The following is a 25,712-nucleotide window of genomic DNA, read 5'->3' on the forward strand; positions in this document are numbered from 1 at the left end:
ACTCGAAGACTCGCCGGGGGTCGACGTCAGTCGGCCCCCGGCACTTCTTCGTCCGGGGCCTGTTCAGGCCCGTTCGCGGTACGCGGCACCTCCACCCAGAGCGCGACCTCGGGATCCTCCGCCGCCCCCTCGTCGGCGGCCTTCAGCCCCACGATCGTCACCGCCACCTGCTCGTCGTCGTGCGCGGTCCGCACGATCACCCGGTCGGCCGTGGTCTCGCCGATCTCGCGGGCGATCGTCGCGGTGATCCGGGCGTGATCGGCCCGGTCGAGCTCGTCGATGCCGCCGTCGTCGAGCAGGGTGACCTCGACCCCGCGTCGCCTGGCCTGCATGACCTCGGTGCGCACCCGGTCGTCCAGCAGCCGCCGGCCCCGGATCTCGTCCCGCATCGCGGCCTCGAGGTGCAGGCACTCGCGGCGCTGCTCGTCGTCGAGGGCGCCGTCGGTGGTGACGATCGTGCGGAGCATCGGCTCGACCCGCCGGTTCATCTGGGCCAGCCGCATCCGTCGTTCGAAGAACTCGGCCTCCTCCTGCGCCTGCCACTCGGCCGCGCGCTGCTCGGCCTGCTCGAGCAGCCGCGCATCCCGGGCCGCCCGCGCGATCGCGAGCGACGCGGCGTGGGCGACGCCCACCCAGACCGGGCCGCCGGTCGCCCCGAGCGCCGGCAGCGCCAGGATGTCGCGCGACCAGATCGTCATCGCCAGCAGCATCAGCGCGATGCCCGCCCAGGCGAACCACGGCCGCTGCCGCACGGCGGTGATCGTCATCAGGGTGCCGACCGCGCCGACGATCCAGGTGGCGTAGCCGTTCTGCCTGGCCGGATCGAGCTGGGTCAGCACCAGGATCAGGCCCACCGCGACCACCGCGATGTTCGCGGCGGCGAGGCCCGCGGGCATCCTCACCCGCTTCGACGGCGCGAGGCTGACGACCGTGGCGGCGCCGTAGAGCACCATGGCGACGACGGCCGGCCACGGCGAGTCCGGCACGTCGAGCGCCGAGATGCCGAGCACGATGTGGAACGCCGAGAACAGGGCGGCGAGACCGACGAGGAGGGTGCGGGGCAGGGAGATCACGGGCGGCCTCCGTCGGGCGACCACTCGAGGATGACGGAGGTGCCGGCCCCCGGCACCGAGCGCACGTGGGCCGCCCCTCCGACGGCGGTGAGCCGCTCGCGGATGGAGATGCGGAGGCCGAGCCGATCGGCCGGCACGGCGTCGACGTCGAAGCCGACCCCGGTGTCGGCGATCACGACGGTGAGGCCGGCGACGCCCCAGCCGTGCATCCGGATGCTGCGGGCGACCCGGCGGCGGGACGGGGCGAGGGGGACGGTGTCTTCGAGGTCTTCGATGCCGGGTGGCGCGGCCTCTGCTGCTGCAGCGGCTTCTGCTGCCGCCACCGCTTCCGATCCATCGGGACCCGGGCCCGGCGACTCCGCGTGCCGGATGCTGTTGACCACCGCCTGCACGGCGGCCGCGTACATCCCCTCGAGCACGCGCGCCGGCACGGCCTGGCCGAGATCGCCCTCCACGTCGAAGGCGATGTCCGCGTCGAGGGTGCCGCAGAGGGCGCGGAGCCGCTCGACGAGCACGGCGACGGGCTGGTCGGCCGAGCCGTCGGACTCCGCGTCGGCGCTGTGCAGGGCGACCAGCGCCTGCTCGGCCATCTGCACCGCGAGCGCCCGGTCGGCGGGCGAGACCGCCCGCGCCGCCGCGAGCAGCGACGAGAGCACCCGGTCGTGGATGACGGTGTCGACCCGGGTGCGCTCCTGCTCGGTCGCGTGCCGCTTGGCCGCCTCGGCGTAGCGTCGCACAGCCGTCGCCTGCGCCGCATCCACCCGGGAGGCCGCCGCGCGGAGGGTCGTGATGACGATCACGACGAACGAGCCGAGCACGAGCGCATAGAACGCGTCGAGTGTCGCGAGCTGCCACCCCACCCCGCCGCCGGCGGGCAGGATGCGCAGCACCGCGAACATCACCGGCACCGCGACGGTGTAGACCCCGGCCCACAGGGTGGGGAACGAGATACCGGCCGCGCCGACCGCGACGATCACGATGTACCAGAGCCACGGCTGCACGCCGAGGGCGGCATCCGGGGTGCGGACCGCCAGGGGCCAGAGCAGCAGGGTGACCGCGAAGAGCAGCGCGACGAGCGCCATGCTGACGCGGATGCCGCGGCCGACCAGGGAGCAGACGAAGGCGAGCGCGATCGACCCGAAGGTCACGATCGAGACACCCCAGGCCCACTCGGGCTTCAGCGTGTCGATCGAGGCGTTGAGCACGGGGAGGGAGAGCAGTGCGAAGCCGAAGCCGAACAGGCCCTCGAGACGGGCGAGGGTGCTGTCGATCTTGGCGCGGCTGAAGCGGGTGCGGCCGGGTGGGGTGCGGCCGAGCTCGGGGCGGCCGGGTGGGGTGCGGGTGGGCGTGCTCATCGGGGCTCGGTGGTCACGGGGTCTGGCCGTCATGGGTGTCTGCGCCGTGCGGGCGCGGGTCAGCCCTGGCCCGGGTCGTCGAGCGCGAGGATGCCGTCTTCGACGGCGCGCCGCAGCAGCTCGACCTTCGACCGCGCCGGGCGGCCGACCTCGACGTACTTCGCGCGGATCCGGTCGAGGTACTCCTTCGCGGTAGAGGTCTTGATGCCGAGCTTCAGGGCGACCTGCGACAGCGGAAGTCCGGAGGCGTAGAGGTGCAGCACGTCGCGCTCGCGCTGGGCGAGCTGGGCCTTGCCGAACTCGCGGTCGGCGTCGATCGCGCTCGCCCACTCGAGGTTGTTGAGCACGTCCCCGCGCGCGACGGCGGCGACGGCGCCGATCACCACGCTGGTCGCGGCCGACTTCGGCACCACTCCGGCCGCGCCGGCGGCGAGCGCCTCCCGCACCAGCCCCACCCGGTCGGCGATGCTGTGCACCAGCACGGCGGCGCCCATCGAGCGGGCGTGCTGCACGTTCTCGGTCACGCTGAACCCGTCGCCGAGGCTCAGGTCGAGCACCACGACGTCGCAGCTCGTGCCCGCGAGGGCCACCCACAGCTCGCTGACGGATGCGCTGGTCGCCACGACCTCGAACCCCGCCTCCTGGCACGCGGCCCGGATGCCCAGGCGCACCGACTCGTGGTCGTCCACGATCGCCACCCGCACGCCGCCCCCGGCCCCGGTCTCGCCGTCGGCGGCTGTGACAGCCACGGTCTCGTCGGCCGTCGCCGCGTCGGCCCCGGCCCCGCCGTCGGCTCGCGCATCCGTCGTCTCCACGTGCACCGTCACCCCTCGTCGACCTCCCGCCATCCTACGACCGTGCAGTTTCCGACGAATTCTCACCGAACCCGTGCTTTTCGACAGTTGCAGTGATATTTTCTCAGCTATGACCCGACACATCCGATCGCTCGCCGGTGCGATCACCCTCGGGGCCGTCGCGGCCCTGCTCACCGGCACGCCCGCGGCCCACGCCGCGCCACCCCTCCCCGGCCAGATCCAGCTCATCGATGTGACGTCACCGGGAGTCGCCTCGATCAACAACGAGGATCAGGCGGAGCGTCCGTCCGTCTCGGCCGACGGCAGATACGTCGCCTTCACCTCCAACGCGTGGAATCTCATCCCCGGCGGCGGGAGCGAACCGTCCGTCGTCAGTTCGCAGGTCTTCCTCCGCGACACGGTGCTCGGAACCACGACGATGCTGACGAAGAACGACGACCTGCCGGCCGGCTCCCTGTACGGCCGTGCGCCCGTCGTATCCGACGACGGTCGGTACGTGGCCTTCATCGCGAGCGGGTATCTCCTGCCCGGGTCCGGCACGTCGGCCGCTCAGGCGTTCGTGTACACCATCGCCACGGGCGCGATTTCCAAGATCAGCACGAGCTACGTGGCTGCCGGGCAGAGCGTCAATGCCGAAGTGAGGTCCCTCGACTTGTCCGGAGACGGAAGCACGGTGGTCTACGAGACCGACGCCACGGACGTCCTCCCCGGCGACCCGTACGTCGTCCCGCGGTCGAGGGCCTACAAGGTCGACGTCCGCACCGGGGCGACGACGATCGTCGAAGACGATCCGTCTCTGAGCGCGACCGGGCCGTCCGTCTCCACCGACGGCCGCTACGTGGCCTTCCTGTCCTCCGACGCGCACACTGCTCTCCCGACCGCGGGCCATCGGCAGGTCTACCTGAGGGACACCGCCCGCTACGTCACCGAGCTCGTCACCGTCGACGGAACCCGCTCCACGGCCTCCAACGGGGACTCGGTCGTCGTCGATCTCTCCGGAGACGGGCGGAGCGTCGCATTCGAGAGTCGCGCGGGCAACCTCCTCCCCACGGCGATCCCGTCGGAATCGCACGTGTTCGTCCACGATCGCTCGACGGGCACGACGACCCTGGAGAGCCGCGAGGGCAGGTCGAGCCCCGTCGTCGCCTCGTCTCCGTCCATCACGGCAGACGGGAGCGTGGTCGCGTACGAGTCGGCGGGGTCGACCGGAGGTGGAGCCCAGGTCTACAGCAGGAACCGGATCTCCGGCGAGGTCGGCTTGGTCAGCAGGAGCCGGGTGCCCGACCCGGGAAACGCGGAATCCCACGTGCCGTCGCTGTCGTCGAACGGTCGGTTCGTCGTCTGGACCTCCGCGGCGACCAACCTGACTCCCGACACCTACCCGCCCAGCCCCAAGCACCGCGCGTGGCACACCTTCCTCGGCAACATCAACACGATGCCGCGCGCGACCCGGGTCAGTGGCTCGGATCGCTATGAGACGGCGAACGCGCTGGCCCGGGCCGAGTTCCCGAACGGTTCCGACTCGGTGTTCCTGGCATCGGGCGAGACCTTCCCGGACGCGTTGAGCGGATCGGTGGCAGCGGGCGTCGCCGGGTCGCCGATCCTCCTGACCCAGAAGGGCACGATCAGCGACACCACGCTCGCCCAGATCGACGAGCTGGGAGCGACCCGGGTCGTGATCCTCGGCGGCCCGGCCACCGTGGGGCTCGCCGTCGAGAGTGCGCTTGCCTCCCGGGGGCGGATCATCCAGCGGATCGGTGGAGCGGACAGGTACGAGGTCTCGGCCGCGATCGCGGCGGCGACGTTCGACACCGCACCCGTGGTCTTCGTCGCATCCGGAGAGATCGCCGCCGACTCGCTGAGCGGGGGCGCCGGTGCCGGAAAGGACTCGCCCCTGCTCCTCACGCAGAAGAACTCCGTGCCTTCGGTGGTCCTGGAACGGATCCGGGCCCTTCAGCCGAGCCGCATCGTCGTGATCGGCGGGGCCGAGACGATCGCCGAGTCCGTGATCGCGCAGCTCTCGACCGTTTCCACGACGACACGGCTGGCCGGTTCCGATCGCTACGAGACGGCCGCGGCGGTCGCCGGATCGGAGTTCGCGGGGCAGACGGGCGGGACGGTCTACATCGCGTCGGGCCAGGAGTTCCCGGACGCCTTGGCCGCATCGGCCGTTGCGATCACCCAGGACTCACCGGTGCTGCTCGTGCAGGATCGAGCGCTGCCGACGTCGGTGATCCCCACCCTCGAGGCGCTCCAGCCGGATCGCATCGTCGTTCTGGGCGGGCCGCAGACGATCTCCGACGAGGTGGTCGATCAGCTGACGGGATTCGTCGTGCTGCCGAGCCCCTGACCTCTGAGCATCCTGGCTGATCGGTCGGCGGGTCGAGGTGCGCCTCCACCCGCCGGCCGCTCAGGCGCGGATGAGGGTGCCTACGGTTTCGAAGTGGTGGGTGTGGGGGAAGAGGTCGAAGGCTCGGAGGGCGTCGAGCTCGTAGCCCGCCTCGCGGAAGGTGGCGAGGTCGCGCGCGAAGGCCACGGGGTCGCAGGCGACATAGACGACCTGAGCCACGTCGAGGCGGGCGAGCGACTCGACCACCTGGCGCCCGGCACCCGAGCGCGGCGGGTCGATCACGACGGTGGCGGCGGCGAGGCGACGGCGGTCCTCGGCCGAGCCGGCCGCGGTCTTCTCGAGCTCGGCGAGGTACCGGTCGACCCGACCCGTGACGGCACGCGCCCCGAGCCACTCGGCGAGGTTCTCCGAAGCGTTGTCGGTGGCCGTCGGATCGCTCTCGACACTCGTGATGCGGGTCGCCGGGCCGAAGCGGTCGGCGATCGCGGCGGCGAGCAGACCGACTCCGCCGTACAGGTCCTGGTTGGCGGCACGGGGGTCGAACAGGTCGGCACGGGTCTGCGACTGCACCACCTCGGTCAGGGTGCGGGCGGCGTCGACGTGCACCTGCCAGAAGCCGTTCTCGGCGAGCCGGAACTCCCGATCGCCCACGCGCTCGACGACGGTCGCGGCTGCTTTGGCCGAACCCGAACCCGAACCGGAGCCAGAGCCCGAGGCCGCGCCCGCGGCTCCAGAGTCGTCCCGATCGAAGCCTCCGCCCGCCCCGCGCCCGCCGTCCTGGCGACCACGACCACGACTCGCACCGCGCCCGCCCGCACCGCGCCCGCCAGCCCCACGCCCGCGCCCGCCCCGACCGGTCTTCGACCGCTCCTCGGCGACCTCCAGCACGCGCACCTCGCCGCCCGAAGTCTCGACGATCTCGATCGCCGCGGCATCCACGTCGTCCATCCGGCGCCCGAAGGCGGCGGCCTCCTCGACCGCGGCGGTCGCCAGCGGCAGATCCTCGACCGGCACCACGGTGTGCGACCGGGCCGCGTACGGCCCGAACCGCCCGTCGGCGCCCCGGTGCAGGCGGATCCGCGACCGCCAGCGCGTGCCGTCCTCCCGCACCGAACCGCTGCCGATCGGCTCGACCTCGATCTCGATCGGCACCGACCGGTCGAGTCCGCCGAAGCGGTGCAGCGCATCCGTCAGCACCTCGGCCTTGAGCGCGCGCTGGCGTGCGAGGGCGATGTGCCCGAACTCCGCGCCGCCCGCCCGCCCCGAGGGGTCGCGCTCGATCGAGGCGGCCGACCAGACGTGGGGCACCCGGTCGGGCGAGGCCTCGAGCACCTCGACCGTGTCGGCGCGCCAGAACGAGCTCTTGCCGTCGTCGGTGACCCGCGCGAGCACCCGCTCGCCCGGGATGGCGTCGGCGACGAAGACCACCCGCCCGTCGAGTCGGGCGACGGAGACGCCGCCGTGCGCGATGGAATCGATCTGCAGTTCGACGGGAGCGGGGTGTTGTTCGGCCATCGTCCGAGCATCCCACACCGCGATCAGAGACTCGCCTTAGGCTGTGCGCGTGCGCCTCTACCTCGCTTCGACCTCGCCCGCCCGCCTAGCCCTGCTACGGCAGATCGGTATCGAGCCGGTCGTGCTCCCCTCCGAGGTCGACGAGGATGCGGCCGTCGTGCGCGCGGTCGCCGAACGCGGCCCGCTGACCGCCGCCGAGATGGTGCAGCTGCTCGCCGAGGCCAAGGCCGAGGCGGTCGCCGACACCGTGACCGCAGCCGGCGGCCGAATCCCGTTCGAGGGACCCGCGGACTCGCTCGCCGACGACCCGCAGCCGGTCGACGGCTTCATCCTGGGCGGCGACTCGGCGTTCGAGCTCGACGGGGTCGCCTACGGCAAGCCGCACCGCCCCGAGGTGGCCCGCGAGCGCTGGCTCGGCCAGCGCGGCCGCACCGGGGTGCTGCACTCCGGCCACTGGCTGATCGACTACCGCGGCGGGCGGCGACGCGGGGCCGCCGGCCGCACCGACCAGGCCGAACTGACCTTCGCCGACGACATCACCGACGCCGAGATCGACGCCTACGTCGGCTCGGGCGAACCGCTGCTGGTGGCCGGGGCGTTCACCATCGACGGTCTCGCGGCCCCGTTCATCCGCACCATCACGGGCTCCCCGTCGGCCGTGATCGGGATGTCGCTGCCGGTCGTGCGCGACCTCCTCCGCGAGGCCGGAGTCGACTGGACCGAGCTGTGGAACCACGACCGCGAGCACGGTTCTTTGTAGACACTGCGAGCAGTGCCCAAGGCATTTTTGTCGCCACATGCCAAAAGGGTTGGGGGCGGCGGCAATAAGCTTGAGGATTATGCCTCGTATTTCCAAGGTCCTCATCGCCAACCGAGGCGAGATCGCCGTCCGGGTCATCCGGGCCGCTCGCGACAGCGGAATCGTCTCCGTCGCCGTCTACGCCGACCAGGATCGTGACGCCCTGCACGTCCAGCTGGCCGATGAGGCCTACGCCCTCGACGGCACCACGAGCGCCGAGACCTACCTCGTGATCGACAAGATCCTCTCGGTCGCCCGCCGCTCCGGCGCCGACGCCGTGCACCCCGGCTACGGGTTCCTGGCCGAGAACGCCGACTTCGCCCGCGCCGTGATCGACGCCGGCCTGATCTGGATCGGCCCGAGCCCGGAGGCGATCGAGAAGCTCGGCGACAAGGTCTCGGCCCGCCACGTGGCCGAGAAGGTCGGCGCGCCGCTCGCACCGGGCACCATCGACCCGGTCAACGGTGCCGAGGAGGTGCTCGCGTTCGTCGCCGAGCACGGTCTGCCGGTCGCCATCAAGGCGGCCTTCGGCGGCGGCGGTCGCGGCCTCAAGGTCGCCCGCACGATCGAAGAGGTTCCGGAGCAGTTCGAGTCGGCCACCCGCGAGGCGATCGCCGCCTTCGGTCGCGGCGAGTGCTTCGTCGAGAAGTACCTCGACCGCCCGCGACACGTCGAGACCCAGTGCCTCGCCGACGCGCACGGCAACGTCGTCGTGGTCTCCACCCGCGACTGCTCGCTGCAGCGCCGGCACCAGAAGCTGGTCGAAGAGGCCCCCGCGCCCTTCCTCACCCCCGAGCAGAACGCCCTGCTCTACTCCGCGTCGAAGGCCATCCTCAAAGAGGTCGGCTACCTCGGAGCGGGCACCTGCGAGTTCCTCGTCGGGAAGGACGGCACGGTCTCCTTCCTCGAGGTCAACACCCGCCTGCAGGTCGAGCACCCCGTCTCCGAGGAGGTCACGGGCATCGACCTGGTGCGCGAGCAGTTCCGGCTCGCCGAGGGCGGCGTGCTCGACTACGACGACCCGGCGCCGCACGGGCACTCGTTCGAGTTCCGCATCAACGGCGAAGACCCGGGGCGCAGCTTCCTCCCCTCGCCCGGCCCGGTGCACGTCTTCAAGCCCGCCGGCGGCCCCGGCGTGCGCGTCGACTCGGGCGTCCAGGCCGGCGACGTCATCTCCGGCTCCTTCGACTCCCTGCTCGCGAAGCTGATCGTGACCGGGTCGTCGCGAGAGGATGCACTGGAGCGCGCCCGACGCGCCCTCGACGAGTTCGAGGTGGCCGGGCTGCCCACGGTGCTGCCGTTCCACCGCGACGTGGTCCGCAACCCGGCCTTCGCGCCCGAGAACGGCGAGCCGTTCTCCATCTACACCCGCTGGATCGAGACCGACTACGACAACCCGGCCGAGCCGTGGAGCGGGTCGCTCGAGGATGCGGCTCCCGCGGCCGAGCGCCGCACCGTCGTCGTCGAGGTCGACGGGAAGCGCGTCGAGGTGGCCCTCCCCGCCCGACTGCTGTCGGCGAGCGCCCGCGCGGGTGCCGCGGCCGGCCAGGCCTCGGGTCACTCCGCCGGTGCGGCCCCGAAGCGCCGCGGCGCGGTCGCGGCCGGCATCTCGACCGCGACCGGCGACTCGGTGAAGGCGCCCATGCAGGCGACCGTCGTCAAGATCGCGGTCGCCGACGGCGACAAGGTCGTCAAGGGCGACCTCGTGCTGGTGCTCGAGGCGATGAAGATGGAGCAGCCGATCACGGCCCACAAAGACGGGACGATCGGGAACATCACGGCGGTGGTGGGGAGCACGGTTTCGTCGGGGCATGTGTTGTTGGATGTGATCTGAGCTGTGTTGCTGCCGCGCCGGTCCCTGCCCGGCGCGGGCTACATGTTCGCGTGCCGTCGCGGATCGCGGCCTTCGGTCGTGATCCGCGGCGACGCGCTCACCCTGGGTCGGCGAGTATGGCCCGCAGCTTTGTGTGCCGTTGAGTTGTGTGCCGTCGAGTGGGGTTTCGTTGCCCCCTGACTGTCGGCGAGACGTCAGTTGTTGTCGCTAACGGGGGCGAATGGCGACAACTGGTGACGGGTCGGGGTGGGTGGGGCGGGGGCCTAGGGTTTAGGGGTGCATCTTGGACTTGTCGGCGCGGGGTTTCATGCGCGGACCAACATCGTTCCTGCTCTGGCGTTCGCCGGGATACCGGTCGCGGGATTGGCCACGCGTGACCTCGAGCGCTCGCGCGAGGCGCTGCGCCTCATCGGGTCGGAGGGCGCCGCGTACGGATCCGCGGCCGAGCTGCTCGCCGACCCGGCGATCGACGCCGTCGCCGTGATCGCCCAGCCCGCCGACCAGACCCGGATCGCGCTCGAGGCGATCGACGCCGGCAAGGCGGTCTTCGTCGACAAGCCCCTGGGCTGGACCGGCGACGAGGCCGATCGCATCGCCGAGCGAGCGGATGCCGCGGGCACCGTTCTGCGGGTGGGCTTCATGAAGCGGCACGCGCCGGTCTACCGCCGACTCCGGCAGCTGGTGCAGGGAGGCGAGCTGGGCACCGTGCGCTCGTTCTCGCTGCGGTTCACCTGCGACAGCACACCGTTCTGCGCCGACGAGGAGGAGTACCTCAAGCTCGCGGCCATCCACCTGGTCGACCTCGTGCGGTTCGTCTTCGGCGAGGTGGCGACCGTGGCCGCGATCGGGTCGGGCGAGGGCGCACGGGTGGCCCTCTCGGTGCTGGTCGGCTTCGAGTCGGGCGTCGCCGGCACCCTCGACCTCACGGGCCTGCCGAGCGGATCCAGCGAGACCGAGACCCTCCACGTCACCGGCGACACCGGCTACGCGCAGACCGTCGACGCCGTCGAGCTCCGGGTGCACCGCACGGTTCCGGATGCGGCCCGGTCCGCCGCCGGCTGGCTCTCCCTCGCCGAGCACGTCGACCTGTTCCGCCCCGCCGAGAGCGCGATGTCCGGTACCGCCCGCGACCTCCATCTCCGAGGCTTCGTCGGCGAACTCACCTCCTTCGCCGCCGCCGTCGCCGGCGCCCCCCAAACCCCCACCGACCCCCCGAGCGACGCCCAGGACAACGCCCGAACCATGCACCTGATCGACCGAATCCAAGCAGCAGGCCGTACTCATTGACCCAAGGTGAGGGCGAGGCCGCGAAGCGACCTCACCCGAGCATGTCGCGTCGCGCCGGGCAGGGACCGGCGCGACCCGGGATACGCGCGCGAAGCACGCGCATCCCGGCAGCATCACAGCACGATATGCATAGCCCGCGCCGCATCCGAGATACTCCCCGACAGCGACGGGTACACCGTGAACGCCCGCGACACCTGGTCGACGGTGAGCCGGTGCTCGACCGCGAGTGCGATCGGGAAGATGAGTTCGGAGGCGTTCGGCGCCACGACGACCCCGCCGATGACCGTGCCCGAGCCGGTGCGGGCGAACAGCTTCACGAAGCCGTCCTTGATGCCCATCATCTTGGCGCGCGGGTTCGACGAGAGCGGCAGCTTGTAGATGTCGCCCTGGGCGATGCCCTCCTCGATCTGCCGCTGGGTCCAGCCGACGGTGGCGATCTGGGGCTGGGTGAAGATGTTCGACGCCACGTTCCGCAGCTCGGTCGGGTTCACCGCATCCCCCATCGCGTGGAACATCGCGGTGCGCCCCTGCATCGACGCGACCGAGGCCAGCGGCAGGAAGGTGGTGCAGTCGCCGGCGGCGTAGATGTTGGGGGCGCTGGTGCGCGCGACCCGGTTGACGCGGATGTGGCCGGACTCGGAGAGCTGGATGCCCGCCTCCTCCAGCCCGATGCCCCGGGTGTTCGGGATGGACCCGACGGCCATCAGGCAGTGCGAGCCCTCGACCTTGGTGCCGTCGGACAGGGTCGCGACCACTCCGGTCGCGGTGCGCTCGACCGAGTCGGCGCGCGACTTCGAGAGCACCGTCATCCCGTTGCGCTTGAAGACGTTCTCGATCACGGCGGCGGCGTCCGCATCCTCACCCGGCAGCACCTGGTCGCGCGAGGAGATCAGGGTCACCTTCGAGCCCAGTGCGCGGTAGGCCGAGGCGAACTCGGCGCCGGTGACACCGGACCCGACGACGATGAGGTGCTCGGGCACGTCGGTGAGGCCGTAGAGCTGGGTCCAGGTGAAGATCCGCTCGCCGTCGGGCATGGCACTCGGCAGCAGCCGCGGGCTGGCGCCGACGGAGACGACGATGGTGTCGGCGTCGATGTGGTCGAAGTCGACGCCGTCGGCTCCGGCGCCGGTGGAGACGATGACCGAGTCGGGGCCGTCGAGGCGCCCGTGGCCGCTGACGATCTTGACGCCGGCGCGGATGAGGCTGGCCCGCATGTCCTCCGACTGCTGACGAGCGAGGCCGAGCAGGCGCTTGTTGACCTGGGCGAGGTTCACGGCGACCTCGGGCCGCACGGGTCGCCCGGTGGTCTCGTTGCGGGCGAAGAACTGCACGCCGAGGTCGGCGGCCTCACCGATCGCGTTGGTGGCCTCGGCCACGGCGATCAGGGTCTTCGAGGGCACCACGTCGGTGATGACGGCCGATCCGCCGACGCCGACCTGCTCGATCAGCGTGACCTCGGCTCCGAGCTGCGCTCCGGCGATCGCGGCCTCGTACCCCCCGGGGCCTCCCCCGACGACGGCGACCCTCTGCTTGCGCTCGAATGCATTGCCCATGGCTCCATTGTCCTGTGTCGGCCGAAGCCCGCAAAACCAACGGATGACGAACGATCCCCGGGCACCGCACGGGCGTGCGACTGAATAGAGTGGATGGATGTCCTCCACGACCTCGAATCCCCTCGACCTTCCCGATACCGACCCGTTCGAGGTCGCCGATGCCGCCGCGGCGCGGATCGCCGAGCTGACCGGGGTCGAGCACCACGACATCGCCCTCGTGCTCGGCAGCGGCTGGAGCAAGGCCGCCGACCTGATCGGCGAGACGGTCGCGACGATCCCGGCGAGCGACGTCGTCGGCTTCGGGATGCCGGCCGTGCCCGGCCACGTCGGCACCCTGCGCTCGATCCTGCTGCCGACCGGCAAGCACGCCCTGGTGATCGGCGCGCGCACCCACTACTACGAGGGCCACGGGGTGCGCCGGGTCGTGCACGCCGTGCGCACCGCGGCCGCCACGGGCGTGAAGACGATGATCTTCACCAACGGCGCCGGCGGCATCAAGGAGACCTGGACCCCGGGCACCCCGGTGCTGATCAGCGACCACATCAACCTGACCGCCGACTCCCCGCTCGAGGGCGCCACGTTCATCGACCTCACCGACCTGTACTCGGCCCGCCTGCGCGACCTGGCCCGGAGCGTCGAGCCGTCGCTCGACGAGGGCGTCTACGTGCAGTTCCGAGGCCCGCACTACGAGACGCCGGCCGAGGTGCAGATGGCGAAGGCCATCGGCGGCCACATCGTGGGCATGTCGACCGCGCTCGAGGCCATCGCCGCCCGCGAGGCGGGGATGGAGATCATCGGCTTCTCGCTGATCACGAACCTCGCCGCCGGCATCCAGAAGACCCCGCTGAGCCACGAAGAGGTCATCGAGGCCGGCCGCAACGCCGAGGCCGCGATCGGCGGGATGCTCGCCCGCGTGGTCGGCGCGCTGTGACGGCCGCCCGTCGGCCGGGAACCGAGGAGTCGCGATGAGCGAGAACACCGCCGGGGCGAACCCGGCACCCGAGTCCCGCAACGACGTCGAGGTGCTGGTCGACGCCGCGATGGCGTGGATGGCGCAGGACCCCGATCCCGAGACCCGCGACGAGCTCGCCGCGCTGCTGCGGCAGGTCGGCTCGAGCCTCCCGGGGTCGGCCGACGAGCTGCGGTCGCGCTTCGGGTCGCGGCTCGCCTTCGGCACCGCCGGCCTCCGCGGTGAGCTGGCCGCCGGCCCGAACCGGATGAACCGGGTGCTGGTCGCGCAGGCGGCGGCGGGGCTCGCCGCCTTCCTGCTCGAGCGTGCGCAGCCCGGCGAGCGCCCCTCGATCGTGATCGGTTACGACGGGCGCAAGAACTCGCGGGTCTTCGCGATCGACACGGCTGAGATCATGGCGGGCGCGGGCATCCGTGCGGTGCTGCTGCCGCGTCTGCTGCCGACGCCCCTGGTCGCCTTCGCGGTCAGAGACCTGAAGGTCTCGGCCGGCGTGATGGTCACGGCCTCGCACAACCCGCCGCGCGACAACGGCTACAAGGTCTACCTCGGCGGCGCCGACGACGGCTCGCAGATCGTGCCGCCGGCCGACGCCGGGATCGCGGCGCACATCGACCGGGTCGCCGCGACCGGCGACGTGCTCGCGCTGCCGCGGTCGGGCAACTACGAGATCGCCGACGAGAGCGTCGTCGAGCGCTACGTCGATGCCACCGCGGCCGTCGCGACCACGCCCCGCGAACTGCGACAGGATGCGGCGGCCGGGCTCACCGTCGCCTACACCGCCATGCACGGGGTCGGCTGGGAGACGTTCTCCCGGGTGCTCGACCGTGCCGGGTTCGCCCGGCCGGTGATCGTTGAGGCCCAGATCGAGCCCGATCCGGCGTTCCCGACCGTGGCGTTCCCGAACCCGGAGGAGCCGGGAGCCCTCGACCTCGCGTTCGAGACCGCTCGTGCGGTCGGCGCGCACCTGATCGTGGCGAGCGATCCCGACGCCGACCGCCTCGCGATCGCGGTGCCGGACGGCTCGTCGGCCAGCGGCTACCGTTCGCTGACCGGCAACGAGGTCGGCCAGCTGCTCGGCTGGCGCGCCGCGGAGGCCGCGGCCTCGGCGGCCGTGCAGCCCGGCGACGACCTGCTCGACGAGGAGCCGTCGGCGACGCTTGCCTGCTCGATCGTCTCCTCCCCCGCCCTCGGCGCCGTCGCCCGGGAGTACGGGCTCGGGTTCACCGAGACGCTCACCGGGTTCAAGTGGGTCTCCCGCGCTCCCGGCCTGGTCTTCGGCTACGAGGAGGCCCTCGGCTACCTGGTCAACCCGGCGACCGTGCGCGACAAGGACGGCATCTCGGCTGCGATTGCCCTGCTCGACCTGGCGACCGAGCTGGCCGCCTCGGGCCGCACGATCGCCGACCGGCTCGACGAGTTCAGCGGCCGCTTCGGTCACTACGGCTCGGCGCAGATCTCGCTCCGCGTGACCGACCTGGCTCAGATCGACGCGGTGATGTCCGCGCTGCGCGAGGATCCGCCGGCCGAGATCGGCGGCCTGCCGGTCGAACGCATCGACGACCTCAGCCGGGGTGTCGACGGGGTTCCGCCGAGCGACGTGCTGCGGATCCTGCTGCCGGGGGCGCGCGTGATGGTGCGGCCGAGCGGCACCGAGCCGAAGCTGAAGATCTATCTCGACGCCTGGAGCGACGACGGGAGTCTCGCCGACCGGCGCGACGCGGTCGTCGAGCTGCTGCAGAAGCTCGAGGGCGGGATGCGGGACCGGCTCTCGTAACCGGCACGGCTCTCGAGGCCGCCGACCTTCCCGGACACCCGCATCCGGCGCACGTTCGACGGACGGCGGATGCGGAGCATCCGCTGCGGCCGTAGATTCGGTGCATGAGCACAATCGCGGAGAAGATGGTCGACGTCATCGCGGAAGCCGGGGTGACGAGGGTCTACGGTCTCCCGGGCGACTCGCTGAACGGGTTCACGGATGCGATCCGCCGCCGCGACTCCGTCTCCTGGCAGCACGTGCGCCACGAGGAGGCGGCGGCGTTCGCCGCGGCGGCCGACGCGGCCCTGACCGGCGAGCTGGCGGTCTGCGCCGGCAGCTGCGGCCCCGGAAACCTGCACCTGATCAACGGCCTCTACGACGCCAACCGCAGCCGCGTGCCGGTGCTGGCGATCGCCTCGCACATCCCGGCCTCCGAGATCGGCACCGGATATTTCCAGGAGACGCACCCGCAGGAGCTGTTCCGCGAGTGCAGCGTCTACGTCGAGCTGGTCAGCACCCCCGAGCAGCTGCCGCGGGTGCTCGAGATCGCGATGCGCGCCGCGATCGAGAAGCGCGGGGTGGCGGTCGTCGTCGTCCCGGGCGAGATCTTCCTCAAGGAGCACGAGGGCAAGGGGCGCACCGCCCCGATCGTGGCCACCCGCAGCGTGGTCCGGCCCGCCGACGATCAGCTGGCGGCGGCCGCGGCGCTCCTGAACGGCACGAAGAAGGTCACGATCCTCGGCGGCGCAGGCACCGAGGGCGCGCACGCGAAGGTGATCGCGCTGGCCGAGACGCTGAAGGCGCCGATCGTGCACGCGCTCCGCGGCAAGGAGTTCCTCGAGTACGACAACCCCTACGACGTGGGCATGACGGGGCTGCTCGGCTTCGCCTCGGGCTACCGGGCGATGGAGAGCTGCGAGGTGCTGCTGATGCTCGGCACCGACTTCCCGTACCCGCAGTTCTTCCCGTCGAAGGCGAAGATCATCCAGGTCGACCTCCGCGGCGAGCAGATCGGCAAGCGCACCCCCGTCGACCTGGCGCTGGTCGGCGACGTGGGCGACACCGCCGACGCCCTGCTGCCGCTGCTGGAGACCAAGACGAGCACCCGCCATCTGGATGCGAGCACCGAGCACTACGCGAAGACCCGCAGAGAGCTCGACTCCCTGGCCGACAACGACCATGACCGCACGCCGATCCATCCGCAGTACGTCGCCCGCCTGGTCAGCGAGCTGGCGTCCGAGGACGCGGTGTTCATCCCGGACGTCGGCTCACCCGTCGTCTGGGCCGCCCGCTATCTCCGGATGAACGGATCACGTCGCCTGATCGGCTCGTTCAGCCACGGGTCGATGGCCAACGCGCTGCCGCAGGCCATCGGCGCCCAGACCGCGTTCCCGGGCCGCCAGGTCGTGGCCCTGTCGGGCGACGGCGGGCTCGCCATGCTGCTCGGCGAGCTGCTGACCCTGCGGCAGAACAAGCTCCCGGTCAAGATCGTGCTGTTCAACAACTCCTCGCTCAACTTCGTCGAGGTCGAGATGAAGGCGGCCGGGATCGTCAACTTCGGCACCGAGCTCGACAACCCGGACTTCGCGGCGCTCGCGAACGCGATCGGCATCCACGGGCAGCGGGTCGAGAAGCCGAACGACCTCGAGGGCGCGCTCCGGGCCGCGTTCGCGCACGACGGGCCGGCTCTCGTCGACGTCGTCACCGCCCGTCAGGAGCTGTCGATCCCGCCGACCATCACGGCCGAGCAGGCCAAGGGCTTCACGCTCTACGCCATCCGCACGTTGCTCTCGGGGCGCGGGGACGAGCTGATCGATCTGGCCGACACGAACGTGTTCCGGCGGCTGTTCAGCTGAGTCGGTTGTTCAGCTGAGCAGGTTGTCCAGCTGAGCCGACCGGTCGGCTGAGCCGCCAGCGGAGCTGAACCGACGGGACGGCCGAGGGTCAGCCGACGGCGATCTCGAGCTTGGCGGTGATCTCCTCGAGATCGAAGTAGTTGTCGATCACGACGACGTCGGCGTTGGTGCGGCCGATCGCCGACACGAGCTCGGCCGAGGAGAGGATGACCTGGGCGTCGGCCGCGGCCACGCCCACGCTGCCGACGTCGGTCGCCGTGACCTCGGCGTCGATGCCGAGACGCTCGAGGGCGCGCACGGCGTTGACCCGCAGGATCTCCGAGGTCCCGATTCCCGCTCCGCAGATGGCGACGATCTTCACGGGTTCAGGATACCGGCCGCGCCGGCCAGCAGCGTCCGCACCTCGTCGCGGGTGGTCGCCGCGGCGAGCGCGGGGATGACCGACTCGTCGTTGAAGACGTTGGCGAGGGCGGCGATGGAGGCCACGTGCTGGTCGGCCTCGGTCGCGGCGAGACCGATCACCACCGAGACCGGATCGTTGTGGGCGTGCCCGAACGCGACCGGCTCGGCGAGCGTGACCAGCACGATGCCGGGCGCGTGCACGTCGGGGCCGGGGCGCGCGTGGGCCATCGCGAGCCCGGGCGCGATCACGATGTACGGGCCGTACTCCTCGACCAGCGCGATCATCCGTTCGCCGTAGGCCGCGTCGGCCGCCCCGGTGGCCTCGAGCGCCGTGGCGGCGGCGCGCACGGCCGACCGCCAGTCCGGTGCGGCCGCCTTCAGTGCGATCGCCGGATCGGGGAGCTGATCGAGCGGGAGGATCTGGGACATCTCCTCCCCATCATCGCAGCCCGCGGGGCCCGCTACCGGGGAGTTCGCTGCACCCCGGCTGATCCCTGCCCGTGCGCCGGCCCGGTGCCGCCGGTGCCGCCGGTGTCACCCGCGGCCCGCAGCATCCTGCCCGCCGCCGCCCGCACGTGGGCGAGCAGTTCCTCGTCGCCGTGCACGGTGTACTCGAGGTCCGTCGGGATCCAGGGCAGCCAGGCCGCGAGCGCCGCGACCGTCTCCCCGTGGATGGGCCAGACCGTCGTGTCGGCATCCCGGCTCCAGGCCTCGTCGCCGTAGCGGCCGAAGCGCTCGCGCATCGCGGCGAGCGGGATCCGGAGGTGCACCTCCGCGGTGCGCCGGCGGCGGAGTCCCTCCACCGCCCTCCGCACGAACGCGACCGCGTCCTCCGCCGGCAGCGGCCGCGGCTCGGCCCGAAGCCGGGTGCCGGTCAGCCGGCTCATCCGGTCGACCCGGAGGGTGCGCCAGTCGGCGCGCCCGAGATCCCAGCAGACCAGGAACCAGACCTGCCCCGAGGCCACGAGGGTGTGCGGCTCGACCTGCCGGTCGGTCTCGGCGCCGTCGGCCGCCGTGTAGTGCAGGCGCACCCGCTCGTGGTCCCGGCACGCCAGGGCGAGCGCCCCGACCAGCTCCTGCGGCACCGGAGACGCGGCGGAGCCCGTGCTCCAGGCGCCGGGCCGCGGTCCGTCCGGCTGCACGTGCGCGGCGAGCGCGTTCACCCGCCGGCGCAGCTCGGCCGGCAGCACCTGCTCGAACTTCGCCAGCGCGCCGAGCGTGGTCCGCTCGCCGTCGACGACCCCGCGCATCGCGGCGAGCCGAAGGCCGATCGCCATGGTGACGGCCTCCTCGTCGGTGAGCAGGAGCGGCGGGAGCGCCGACCCGGCTTCGAGCCGGTAGCCGCCGGCCGAGCCGCGGCTGCCCGTCACCCGGTAGCCGAGCTCGCGGAGCCGCTCGACGTCGCGGCGCAGCGTGCGTTCGGTGACCTCGAGCCGCCGGGCGAGCTCGGGGCCCGCCCACTGCCGGTGGGTCTGCAGAAGGTCGAGCAGGGTCAGGATGCGGGACGCCGTCGTCGTCATGGCTCGATTCTGCCCGCATTGCGGACAGAAAGCGTCCTGATGCTCTCCTACCGTCGATTCATCAGCTCACCACACCGAAGGGATCCCCCATGATCGAGAACTGGAAGATCGAACTCATCGCATTCCCCGTCAGCGACATCGACCGGGCGAAGGCGTTCTACGTCGACACGCTCGGCTGGACCGCCGACCACGACGCCTCGCCCTCGGAGGAGATCCGCTACGTGCAGGTCACCCCGCCCGGTTCGGCCTGCTCGATCGCGTTCGGCCGGGGCGTGTCCGAGATGACGCCCGGCAGTCTGCAGGCGGTGCAGATCGTGGTGCCCTCGGCCGATGAGGCCCACGCGCACCTGGTCGCCCGGGGCGTGGAGTGCAGCCCGATCTCCGATCTCGACTGGGGCCGTTTCGTCTACTTCAGCGACCCCGACGGCAACTCGTGGTCGCTGCAGGAGCTGCCGCGACGCTGACTCAGAGGGAGTCGAAGCCCTCCGAGATCGCGTCCGCGAGGTCTTCGCGGTCCTCCACCGGGAGGAACGCGGCGGCGGCGGCGTTCAACTGGAAGACCTCGATGTCGGCGAGGTCGTACCCGAACGCATCCGTCAGCAGGGCGAGCTCGCGGCTGAGCGAGGTGTTGCTCATCAGCCGGTTGTCGGTGTTGACCGTCACCTGGAAGCCCAGCTGGTAGAGCAGGTCGAAGGGGTGGTCGGCGAGCTCGTCGCCCCACTCGGCGATCGCGCCGGTCTGCAGGTTCGACGACGGCGAGAGCTCGAGGGCGATCTCGCGATCCTTCACCCACTGCGACAGCAGGCCCAGCGAGACGTAGGTGTTCTCGTCGTCCTGACGCTCGATCTCGATGTCCTCGGCGAGGCGCACGCCGTGGCCGAGCCGGAGTGCGCGGCCGTCGAAGAGCGCGCCGCGGATGCTCTCCAGGCCGTCGGCCTCGCCCGCGTGCACGGTGACCGGCAGGTAGTTCTGGGCCAGGTAGTCGAAGGCGGCGAGCTGGTCCTTCGCCGGGAAGCCGAGCTCGGGGCCGGCGATGTCGAAGCCGACGACTCCGGCGTCGCGGTGCCGCACGGCGAGCTCGGCGATCTCGAGACCGCGCCGCTGGTGCCGCATCGCGGAGAGCAGCTGACCGACCCGGATGCTGCGGCCGGTACCGCGGGCATCCTCGGTACCGAGGTCGATGCCCTCCTGCACGGCCTCGACCACCTCATCCAGCGACAGGCCTTGGGCGAGGTGCTGCTCGGGCGCCCAGCGCACCTCGCCGTAGATCACGCCGTCGGCCGCGAGGTCGGTGACGAACTCGCGCGCGACCCGCACGAGACCGGCCCGGGTCTGCATGACCGCGATGGTGAGGTCGAAGGTCGCGATGTAGTCCGTCAGGGAGCCGGAGTCGGCGTTCTCCTCGAACCAGTCGGCCAGGTCGAACTCGTCGGTCGACGGCAGGGCGAGCCCGATCTCGTCGGCCAGCTCGATGATCGTCGCGGCACGCAGTCCCCCGTCGAGATGATCGTGGAGCGACACCTTCGGAAGGGAGTTGAAGCTGATTGCGGTTCCGGGGACGAGGTATTCCTCTGGCGCGGCGGTCATGATCCCACCTTAGGTGCCGGGGTGCCCCGCCGTCTCGGACGTCCCGCGCACAGGGAGCCGACAGGTGTCGTGCAGCGCCTCTAGGATGAGGACGCCGCGACAGCACGCGGCGGGGAGAGTGCGTGGGGGATGACTCAGGAGGCGCCGGTCGACGGCCTGCCCGAAAACGAGTTCGCGGAAGCCGAGGCGGCGGGGACGGACCCCGCGGAGCTGCGCGGCGCGGGAGCGGAAGCGGTCGAGCCGGCCGAGGCGCGGACCGATCCCGTCGAGCCGGCCGCACCGCGCCGCCGGTCGCGGAGACCGCTCGTCATCGTCGCCTCGGTGACCACCGCGGTGCTGGCGCTGAGCGGAGCCTTCCTGGGGTGGAGCATCCTGGCCGAGTCGCAGCTCCGCAGCGCCGACGACGCGCTCCGGGTCGCGGTCGAAGAGCACGGCGACGCCGAGCGGGCCTTCGACGCCCGGATGCGCAGCGTCTCCACCCTGCTGAGCCGCGTGCGCACGGTCGGTGCGGCTCCCGAGTTCACGGCGGACGTCTCGGCCGAGGCCGAGCCCTTCCGCGCGGCGATCGCGGCCCTCGAGACCGGCGGTCAGCCGACCGTCCCGCCGCTGCCCTCGGTGATCGCGGAGAACGCCGACGACACATCAGCCGCCGGCGCCGGCGCCAGTGGGACAGAGGGCGACGCGGAGGGCTTCCGGCTCCCCTGGGCCGTGCAGGCCACCGCCGCCTCAACCGACGAGCTCGCGCGGCAGACCGTCGACGCCACCGCGGCGCTCCGGTCGGCGGCCGACACCGCCGCCGGCTACGAGCAGGCGGCCGAGGACGCCGAGGCCGCGTACTTCGGCGCCCTCGGCACGCGGGCCGAGCAGACGATCGCCGACAGCCCGCTCGCCACGAAGTCGTCGAAGGTCGACCTGACCCGGCAGATCGAGGTCGCGGAGGATCGCGCGTCGAGCGCCTCGCACGACGCCGCCTTCGTCTCCGCCTTCAGCGCGGCCGAGCAGGCCGTGCGCGACTCGCAGGTGCAGCTCGCCGCCGAGGCGGCCGATCCCGACCTCGCGGTGCGCCACGACATCGAGGCCTACGCGCGGTCGATCAGCAACGGCATCACGCTGGACTTCGTCTGGGCGCCCGAGGTGAGCGGGCTCGGCGAGGGCTGGCTCTCCGGCACCGCGCAGACCTGGGACACCGACGGCGGCTGGGCGATCATCAGCCTGAACTTCCCGGTCGAGGAGGAATGGGACCTCGACACGAACCCCCGGGCGGTGGTGACGCACGAGGTCGGTCACACCCAGGTGTACCGCGAGAACTGCTGGCCCCTGTTCTCCGGGCCGGTGTTCTCGGAGGACCACGAGATGTGGGCGACCGCCTGGGCGATCAGTCAGGGCTTCGACGTGCCCGGCTCGGGCATCGAGGCCTACGGCCGCCCGACCGACGAGCAGATCGAGGTCGCCGGGCAGTGCCGCTGAGCCGGACTCCATCCCCGGGCGGTGGCGCTGAGCGCGACTAGATCCCGAGCGAGGCGCTGATGCGCTCCGCCGCCTCCTGGGCGAGCTGCCGCACACGCTCCGCCGGCACCGCGCTGTAGCTGGTCGCCACGTAGGGCACCGTCAGCGCGGCCAGCGCGATCCGCTCCCGGTTGAGCAGCGGGAGGACGACGTCGGTGATCGCGGGCTGCACCGGATCCGGCCGCTCGAGGTACCCGTCGTCGCGGATCCCCGCGCTCGGACCGCGCGGCGCATCCGCACCGGCATCCTCACCGGCACCCTCCCCGGTCCCGCCGAAGGCCAGCAGCACCGCGCCCGTCGCGGTCGACTCGATCGGGAACAACGCCCCCACCCGCACCCGGTACCCGAAGTCGGCCGGGCTCTCCACCTGGGCCACGACCCGCACCCCGCCGCCCTCGCGCACGCTGAGGTTGCACGACTGGCCGGTCGCGGCGGCCAGCTCGCGCATCGGGCCGAGAGCCGCCTCGGTCAGCGCCCGCAGCGGTTCCTGCCGGTGCGCCAGGTCGAACAGCCGCAGCGACAGCGAGTAGGCCCCGCTCTGCGCGTCGCGGTAGAGGTACCCCCGCCGCTCGAGCGTCGACAGCACCCGGAAGATCTGGCTCGGCGACCGGTCGACGGCCTGCGCGACCTCGAGCTGACTGAGCGGCTCCGGGCTGTCGGCGAGGGTCTCCAGGATGTCGAGCGCCTTCTCCAGCGCCGGGACCGCGTACTCCGGCGGCACGGCTACTCGGCCGCGTTCATCGCCGCGAGCATCCGCCGGGCGATGGTGCGGTCGATGTCGTCGGGTACCGGCTGGGCGCCGGCGACGAGCGACGCCGCATCCGTCGCGACCCGCTCGAGCGAGAGGGTCTGCAGCAGGAAACCGAGGTCCATCGACTCGAGCGAGTTGCCCTTGGGCTCGCGACCGGCGAGGTTGAACATCCGCCCCCCGGCCAGCAGGATGACGTGGCGCCCGCTCGGCAGGTCGAGGCGCTCGACCGAGTCGACGATCTCGCGGCTGCCCGTCGCGAGGGCGCGCAGCCCGGCGACGTCGATCTCCCACGGGAAGTGCCCGCAGTTGGCGAGCACCGCCCCGTCGTGCATCCGCTCGATCGCGTCGACGCCCAGCACACCCGGATGCCCGGTGGCGGTGATGAAGACGTCGCCCCAGGGCGCGAGGTCGAGCCCGGTCGAGACCCGGAAGCCGTCGAGCGCGGCCTCGAAGGCCTTCAGCTCGTCGACCTCGACCACGGCGACCTTGCCGCCGAGCGCGCGCAGGTAGTGCGCGACGCCCCGGCCGCACCAGCCGTAGCCGAAGACGACGAAGCGGCGGCCCGGCACCATCAGGTTGGTGATGCGCATGAAGCTCTCGACGACCGACTGGCCGACGGCGTGCTTGTTCTCGCCGATCGCCTTGAGCAGGCTGTCGTTGATCACGATCATCGGGAACGGGACGGCCCCGGCGAGCTCGCCGCGCAGCCGGTCGCCGCCCGAGGTCGTCTCCTCCGTGCCGCCCAGGATGCTCGCGGTCGCGCCGCGCGCCACGATCCCGGCCGCGAGGTCTCCGCCGTTGTCGAGCAGAATGTCGGGCTCGGCGTCGAGCACGCGGGCGACGTTGAGGTGGTGCTCGTCGAGGGTGTCGTCACGACGGCCGAAGAGCGTCATGCTCCGGCCGGCCTCGGCGGAGGAGGCGCGGAGGAACTCGACCACGTCGTCCTGCGTCGAGCCGTGGTTGCCGGTGCCGACGATCTCGGCGCCGCCGGCGGCGAGGGTCTCGAGCAGCACCGCCGTCTTAGGCTCGATGTGCAGCGACATGCCGATCCGCCGACCGGCGAAGGGGCGGGTGCGGGCGAGCTCCTCGCGGGCGGCGGCGAGCAGCGGCATGCGGGAGCGGATCCACTCGACGCGGGCGGCACCGGCCGCTGCGAGGTCGGCGGAAGAGGTCAGATCGGTCATGATCCGAGTGTTGCACATATGAAACCAGATTTCATCTGTGCGATCAGCGCTATGCTCGAGTCATGCCCCAGAAGATCATCCTCGACTGCGATCCCGGTCACGACGACGCCATCGCCCTCCTGCTCGCCCACGGCAACCCGTCGATCGAGCTGCTCGCCGTCACGACGGTGGTGGGCAACCAGACGCTGGAGAAGGTGACCCGCAACGCCCTCTCGGTGGCCAGGGTCGCGGGCATCACGGGCATCCCCTTCGCCGCCGGCTGCGCCCGCCCGCTGGTGCGCTCGGTCGAGGTGGCCCCCGACATCCACGGCGAGTCGGGGCTCGACGGGCCCGAGCTGCCCGAGCCCACGCTCGAGCTCGACGGCCGGCACGCGGTCGACCTCATCATCGAGACGATCATGGCCCACGAGCCCGGCACGGTCACGCTCGTGCCGACCGGCGGGCTGACGAACATCGCGATGGCCGCCCGCAAGGAGCCGCGGATCGTGCCGCTGGTCAAGGAGGTCGTGCTGATGGGCGGCGGCTACGCCGGGGGCAACTGGAGCGCGACGAGCGAGTTCAACATCATCATCGACCCGGAGGCGGCGCACATCGTCTTCAACGAGCCGTGGCCGCTCACCATGGTCGGGCTCGACCTGACGCACCAGGCGCTCGCGACCCCCGAGGTCGTGGCCCGCATCGCGGAGATCGGCACCGGCCCGGCGCAGTTCGTGGTCGAGCTGCTGCAGTTCTTCGCGTCGACCTACCTCGAGGCCCAGGGCTTCGAGCACCCGCCCGTGCACGACCCCTGCGCCGTGGCCCGGGTCATCGCCCCCGACGTCGTCTCGGCCCGGCGCGTGCCCGTCGACATCGAGCTCACCGGCACGCTGACGCTCGGGATGACGGTGGCCGACTTCCGCGCGCCCGCGCCGGCGGACTGCCACACCCAGGTCGCCGTCGAACTCGACCACGAGGCCTTCTGGGCCCTGATCGTCGACGCGCTCGAGCGCATCGGCGACCCCGCCTGAGGCCGAGCCCGGTCAGCCGCGCACGTCGTGGAGGTGGTGCACCGGGTCGTGGATGAAGTAGCGGGCGAGGGTATCGACCGTGAACGCCGAGCCGTCGCCCCGGAGCCCCCGGCGCTCCCACGCGTCGTCGGGCACCCGCTCGAACGCCCGGGCCAGCGTCTCGGCCGCGGCGGTCAGCTCGGCCGCGACCACCGCCGGATCCTGCTCCCCGTAGCGCTCCGCGACCGCGGTCGCGTCCTGGTCCCAGTTCTCGAACTCGGGGTCGTCCTGCTCGAGCATCAGCGCGAGCCGCACGTCGAAGATGCGGAACACGTCCCGCACGTGCGCCGCGTACTCCAGCGCCGACCAGGTGCCGGCATCCGGCCGCTCCCGCACGTCGGGTCGCTCCAGCACGGCCGGCCAGGCGGCTGCGTTGGCGCGGATGAGGCCGGGAACCTCGCTCGCGGGCGTGGCCGAGGAGTCGAAACCGCACTCCTCGCAGCGGCGCTCGAGCACCCAGGTCCAGTTCTTCTCGTCGGGAACGATCGTCATCCTCCGACCCTGGCATCCCGGACTCGACCTGCGCCACCGCCGGGCTGCCAACCAGCCCGCA

At 72.0% G+C, this 25,712-nt stretch carries 22 protein-coding genes; 10 read left to right on the forward strand and 12 right to left on the reverse strand.

Translation table 11 applies throughout. The annotated features are described in order from the left end of the window. Positions 1-26: 26 nt before the first annotated feature. From AC59HU_RS11050 to AC59HU_RS11060, 3 genes are read right to left on the reverse strand one after another with little or no spacing between them, the layout of a single operon-like run. Positions 27-1,073 (reverse strand): DUF8320 family protein, encoded by a 1,047-nt coding sequence (locus AC59HU_RS11050; protein ID WP_497223435.1) that lies wholly within the window; start codon positions 1,071-1,073, stop codon positions 27-29. Beyond that, positions 1,070-2,428 (reverse strand): sensor histidine kinase, encoded by a 1,359-nt coding sequence (locus AC59HU_RS11055; protein WP_497223436.1) that lies wholly within the window; start codon positions 2,426-2,428, stop codon positions 1,070-1,072. The genes AC59HU_RS11050 and AC59HU_RS11055 overlap by 4 nt, the downstream gene beginning before the upstream one ends. Before the next feature lie 59 nt (positions 2,429-2,487). After that, positions 2,488-3,177 (reverse strand): response regulator transcription factor, encoded by a 690-nt coding sequence (locus AC59HU_RS11060; RefSeq protein ID WP_497223505.1) that lies wholly within the window; start codon positions 3,175-3,177, stop codon positions 2,488-2,490. A gap of 175 nt (positions 3,178-3,352) precedes the next feature. Between AC59HU_RS11060 and AC59HU_RS11065 the strand changes: the two genes are divergently transcribed. After that, positions 3,353-5,593 carry a cell wall-binding repeat-containing protein gene (locus AC59HU_RS11065; protein ID WP_497223437.1) on the forward strand — a complete coding sequence of 747 codons (2,241 nt, stop codon included), beginning with the start codon at positions 3,353-3,355 and terminating at the stop codon, positions 5,591-5,593. Between the two features lie 60 nt (positions 5,594-5,653). Here AC59HU_RS11065 and AC59HU_RS11070 read toward each other — a convergent pair whose 3' ends face one another. Next, complete coding sequence (locus AC59HU_RS11070) at positions 5,654-7,108, reverse strand: class I SAM-dependent RNA methyltransferase (RefSeq protein ID WP_497223438.1); 1,455 nt, start codon at positions 7,106-7,108, stop codon at positions 5,654-5,656. Between the two features lie 49 nt (positions 7,109-7,157). On the opposite strand from AC59HU_RS11070, the gene AC59HU_RS11075 reads away from it, so the two are divergent. The 3 genes from AC59HU_RS11075 to AC59HU_RS11085 all read left to right on the forward strand — a co-directional run bounded on the left by AC59HU_RS11075 (position 7,158) and on the right by AC59HU_RS11085 (position 11,028). Continuing rightward, positions 7,158-7,868, forward strand: a complete 711-nt coding sequence (locus AC59HU_RS11075) for a Maf family protein (RefSeq protein ID WP_497223439.1) — start codon at positions 7,158-7,160, stop codon at positions 7,866-7,868. A gap of 79 nt (positions 7,869-7,947) precedes the next feature. Beyond that, positions 7,948-9,741, forward strand: a complete 1,794-nt coding sequence (locus AC59HU_RS11080; protein WP_497223440.1) for an acetyl/propionyl/methylcrotonyl-CoA carboxylase subunit alpha — start codon at positions 7,948-7,950, stop codon at positions 9,739-9,741. 276 nt (positions 9,742-10,017) lie between these two features. Then, positions 10,018-11,028 carry a Gfo/Idh/MocA family protein gene (locus AC59HU_RS11085; protein WP_497223441.1) on the forward strand — a complete coding sequence of 337 codons (1,011 nt, stop codon included), beginning with the start codon at positions 10,018-10,020 and terminating at the stop codon, positions 11,026-11,028. A 113-nt stretch (positions 11,029-11,141) separates the two neighbouring features. On the opposite strand, the gene AC59HU_RS11090 is transcribed toward AC59HU_RS11085, so the two are convergent. Further along, positions 11,142-12,581: an NAD(P)H-quinone dehydrogenase gene (locus tag AC59HU_RS11090; RefSeq protein ID WP_497223442.1), complete on the reverse strand. Its 1,440-nt coding sequence runs from the start codon at positions 12,579-12,581 to the stop codon at positions 11,142-11,144. 97 nt (positions 12,582-12,678) lie between these two features. Between AC59HU_RS11090 and AC59HU_RS11095 the strand changes: the two genes are divergently transcribed. From AC59HU_RS11095 to poxB, 3 genes are all read left to right on the forward strand, one after another. After that, positions 12,679-13,512, forward strand: a complete 834-nt coding sequence (locus AC59HU_RS11095) for a purine-nucleoside phosphorylase (protein WP_497223443.1) — start codon at positions 12,679-12,681, stop codon at positions 13,510-13,512. Positions 13,513-13,546: 34 nt separating this feature from the next. Next, positions 13,547-15,325 (forward strand): phospho-sugar mutase, encoded by a 1,779-nt coding sequence (locus tag AC59HU_RS11100; protein WP_497223444.1) that lies wholly within the window; start codon positions 13,547-13,549, stop codon positions 15,323-15,325. 104 nt (positions 15,326-15,429) lie between these two features. Beyond that, positions 15,430-17,163: a ubiquinone-dependent pyruvate dehydrogenase gene (gene poxB, locus AC59HU_RS11105; RefSeq protein ID WP_497223445.1), complete on the forward strand. Its 1,734-nt coding sequence runs from the start codon at positions 15,430-15,432 to the stop codon at positions 17,161-17,163. Between the two features lie 88 nt (positions 17,164-17,251). On the opposite strand, the gene AC59HU_RS11110 is transcribed toward poxB, so the two are convergent. From AC59HU_RS11110 to AC59HU_RS11120, 3 genes are read right to left on the reverse strand one after another with little or no spacing between them, the layout of a single operon-like run. Next, on the reverse strand, positions 17,252-17,524 hold the full coding sequence (locus tag AC59HU_RS11110) for a PTS sugar transporter subunit IIB (protein ID WP_497223446.1): 273 nt from the start codon (positions 17,522-17,524) through the stop codon (positions 17,252-17,254). Next, on the reverse strand, positions 17,521-17,994 hold the full coding sequence (locus AC59HU_RS11115; RefSeq protein ID WP_497223447.1) for a PTS sugar transporter subunit IIA: 474 nt from the start codon (positions 17,992-17,994) through the stop codon (positions 17,521-17,523). Before AC59HU_RS11115 ends, AC59HU_RS11110 begins: the two co-directional genes overlap by 4 nt. 32 nt (positions 17,995-18,026) lie before the next feature. Next, positions 18,027-19,085 carry a helix-turn-helix transcriptional regulator gene (locus tag AC59HU_RS11120; RefSeq protein ID WP_497223448.1) on the reverse strand — a complete coding sequence of 353 codons (1,059 nt, stop codon included), beginning with the start codon at positions 19,083-19,085 and terminating at the stop codon, positions 18,027-18,029. Between the two features lie 89 nt (positions 19,086-19,174). On the opposite strand from AC59HU_RS11120, the gene AC59HU_RS11125 reads away from it, so the two are divergent. Further along, positions 19,175-19,549: a glyoxalase superfamily protein gene (locus AC59HU_RS11125; RefSeq protein WP_497223449.1), complete on the forward strand. Its 375-nt coding sequence runs from the start codon at positions 19,175-19,177 to the stop codon at positions 19,547-19,549. Between the two features lies 1 nt (position 19,550). Here AC59HU_RS11125 and AC59HU_RS11130 read toward each other — a convergent pair whose 3' ends face one another. Continuing rightward, positions 19,551-20,672 (reverse strand): adenosine deaminase, encoded by a 1,122-nt coding sequence (locus AC59HU_RS11130; protein ID WP_497223450.1) that lies wholly within the window; start codon positions 20,670-20,672, stop codon positions 19,551-19,553. Positions 20,673-20,801: 129 nt separating this feature from the next. On the opposite strand from AC59HU_RS11130, the gene AC59HU_RS11135 reads away from it, so the two are divergent. Continuing rightward, positions 20,802-22,139: a hypothetical protein gene (locus AC59HU_RS11135; RefSeq protein ID WP_497223451.1), complete on the forward strand. Its 1,338-nt coding sequence runs from the start codon at positions 20,802-20,804 to the stop codon at positions 22,137-22,139. A gap of 37 nt (positions 22,140-22,176) precedes the next feature. Here AC59HU_RS11135 and AC59HU_RS11140 read toward each other — a convergent pair whose 3' ends face one another. Beyond that, complete coding sequence (locus AC59HU_RS11140; protein ID WP_497223452.1) at positions 22,177-22,899, reverse strand: IclR family transcriptional regulator; 723 nt, start codon at positions 22,897-22,899, stop codon at positions 22,177-22,179. A gap of 2 nt (positions 22,900-22,901) precedes the next feature. Beyond that, positions 22,902-24,113, reverse strand: coding sequence for an adenosylhomocysteinase (locus AC59HU_RS11145; protein ID WP_497223453.1), 1,212 nt, complete (start codon positions 24,111-24,113; stop codon positions 22,902-22,904). A gap of 62 nt (positions 24,114-24,175) precedes the next feature. Between AC59HU_RS11145 and uriH the strand changes: the two genes are divergently transcribed. Next, positions 24,176-25,120, forward strand: coding sequence for a uridine-preferring nucleoside hydrolase UriH (gene uriH / locus AC59HU_RS11150; RefSeq protein ID WP_497223454.1), 945 nt, complete (start codon positions 24,176-24,178; stop codon positions 25,118-25,120). 12 nt (positions 25,121-25,132) lie between these two features. Here the strand turns inward: uriH and AC59HU_RS11155 are convergent, their stop codons facing one another. Further along, positions 25,133-25,651 (reverse strand): DinB family protein, encoded by a 519-nt coding sequence (locus AC59HU_RS11155; protein WP_497223455.1) that lies wholly within the window; start codon positions 25,649-25,651, stop codon positions 25,133-25,135. Between the last annotated feature and the right edge of the window lie 61 nt (positions 25,652-25,712).

The organism is Herbiconiux sp. 320_LB (assembly GCF_059691755.1).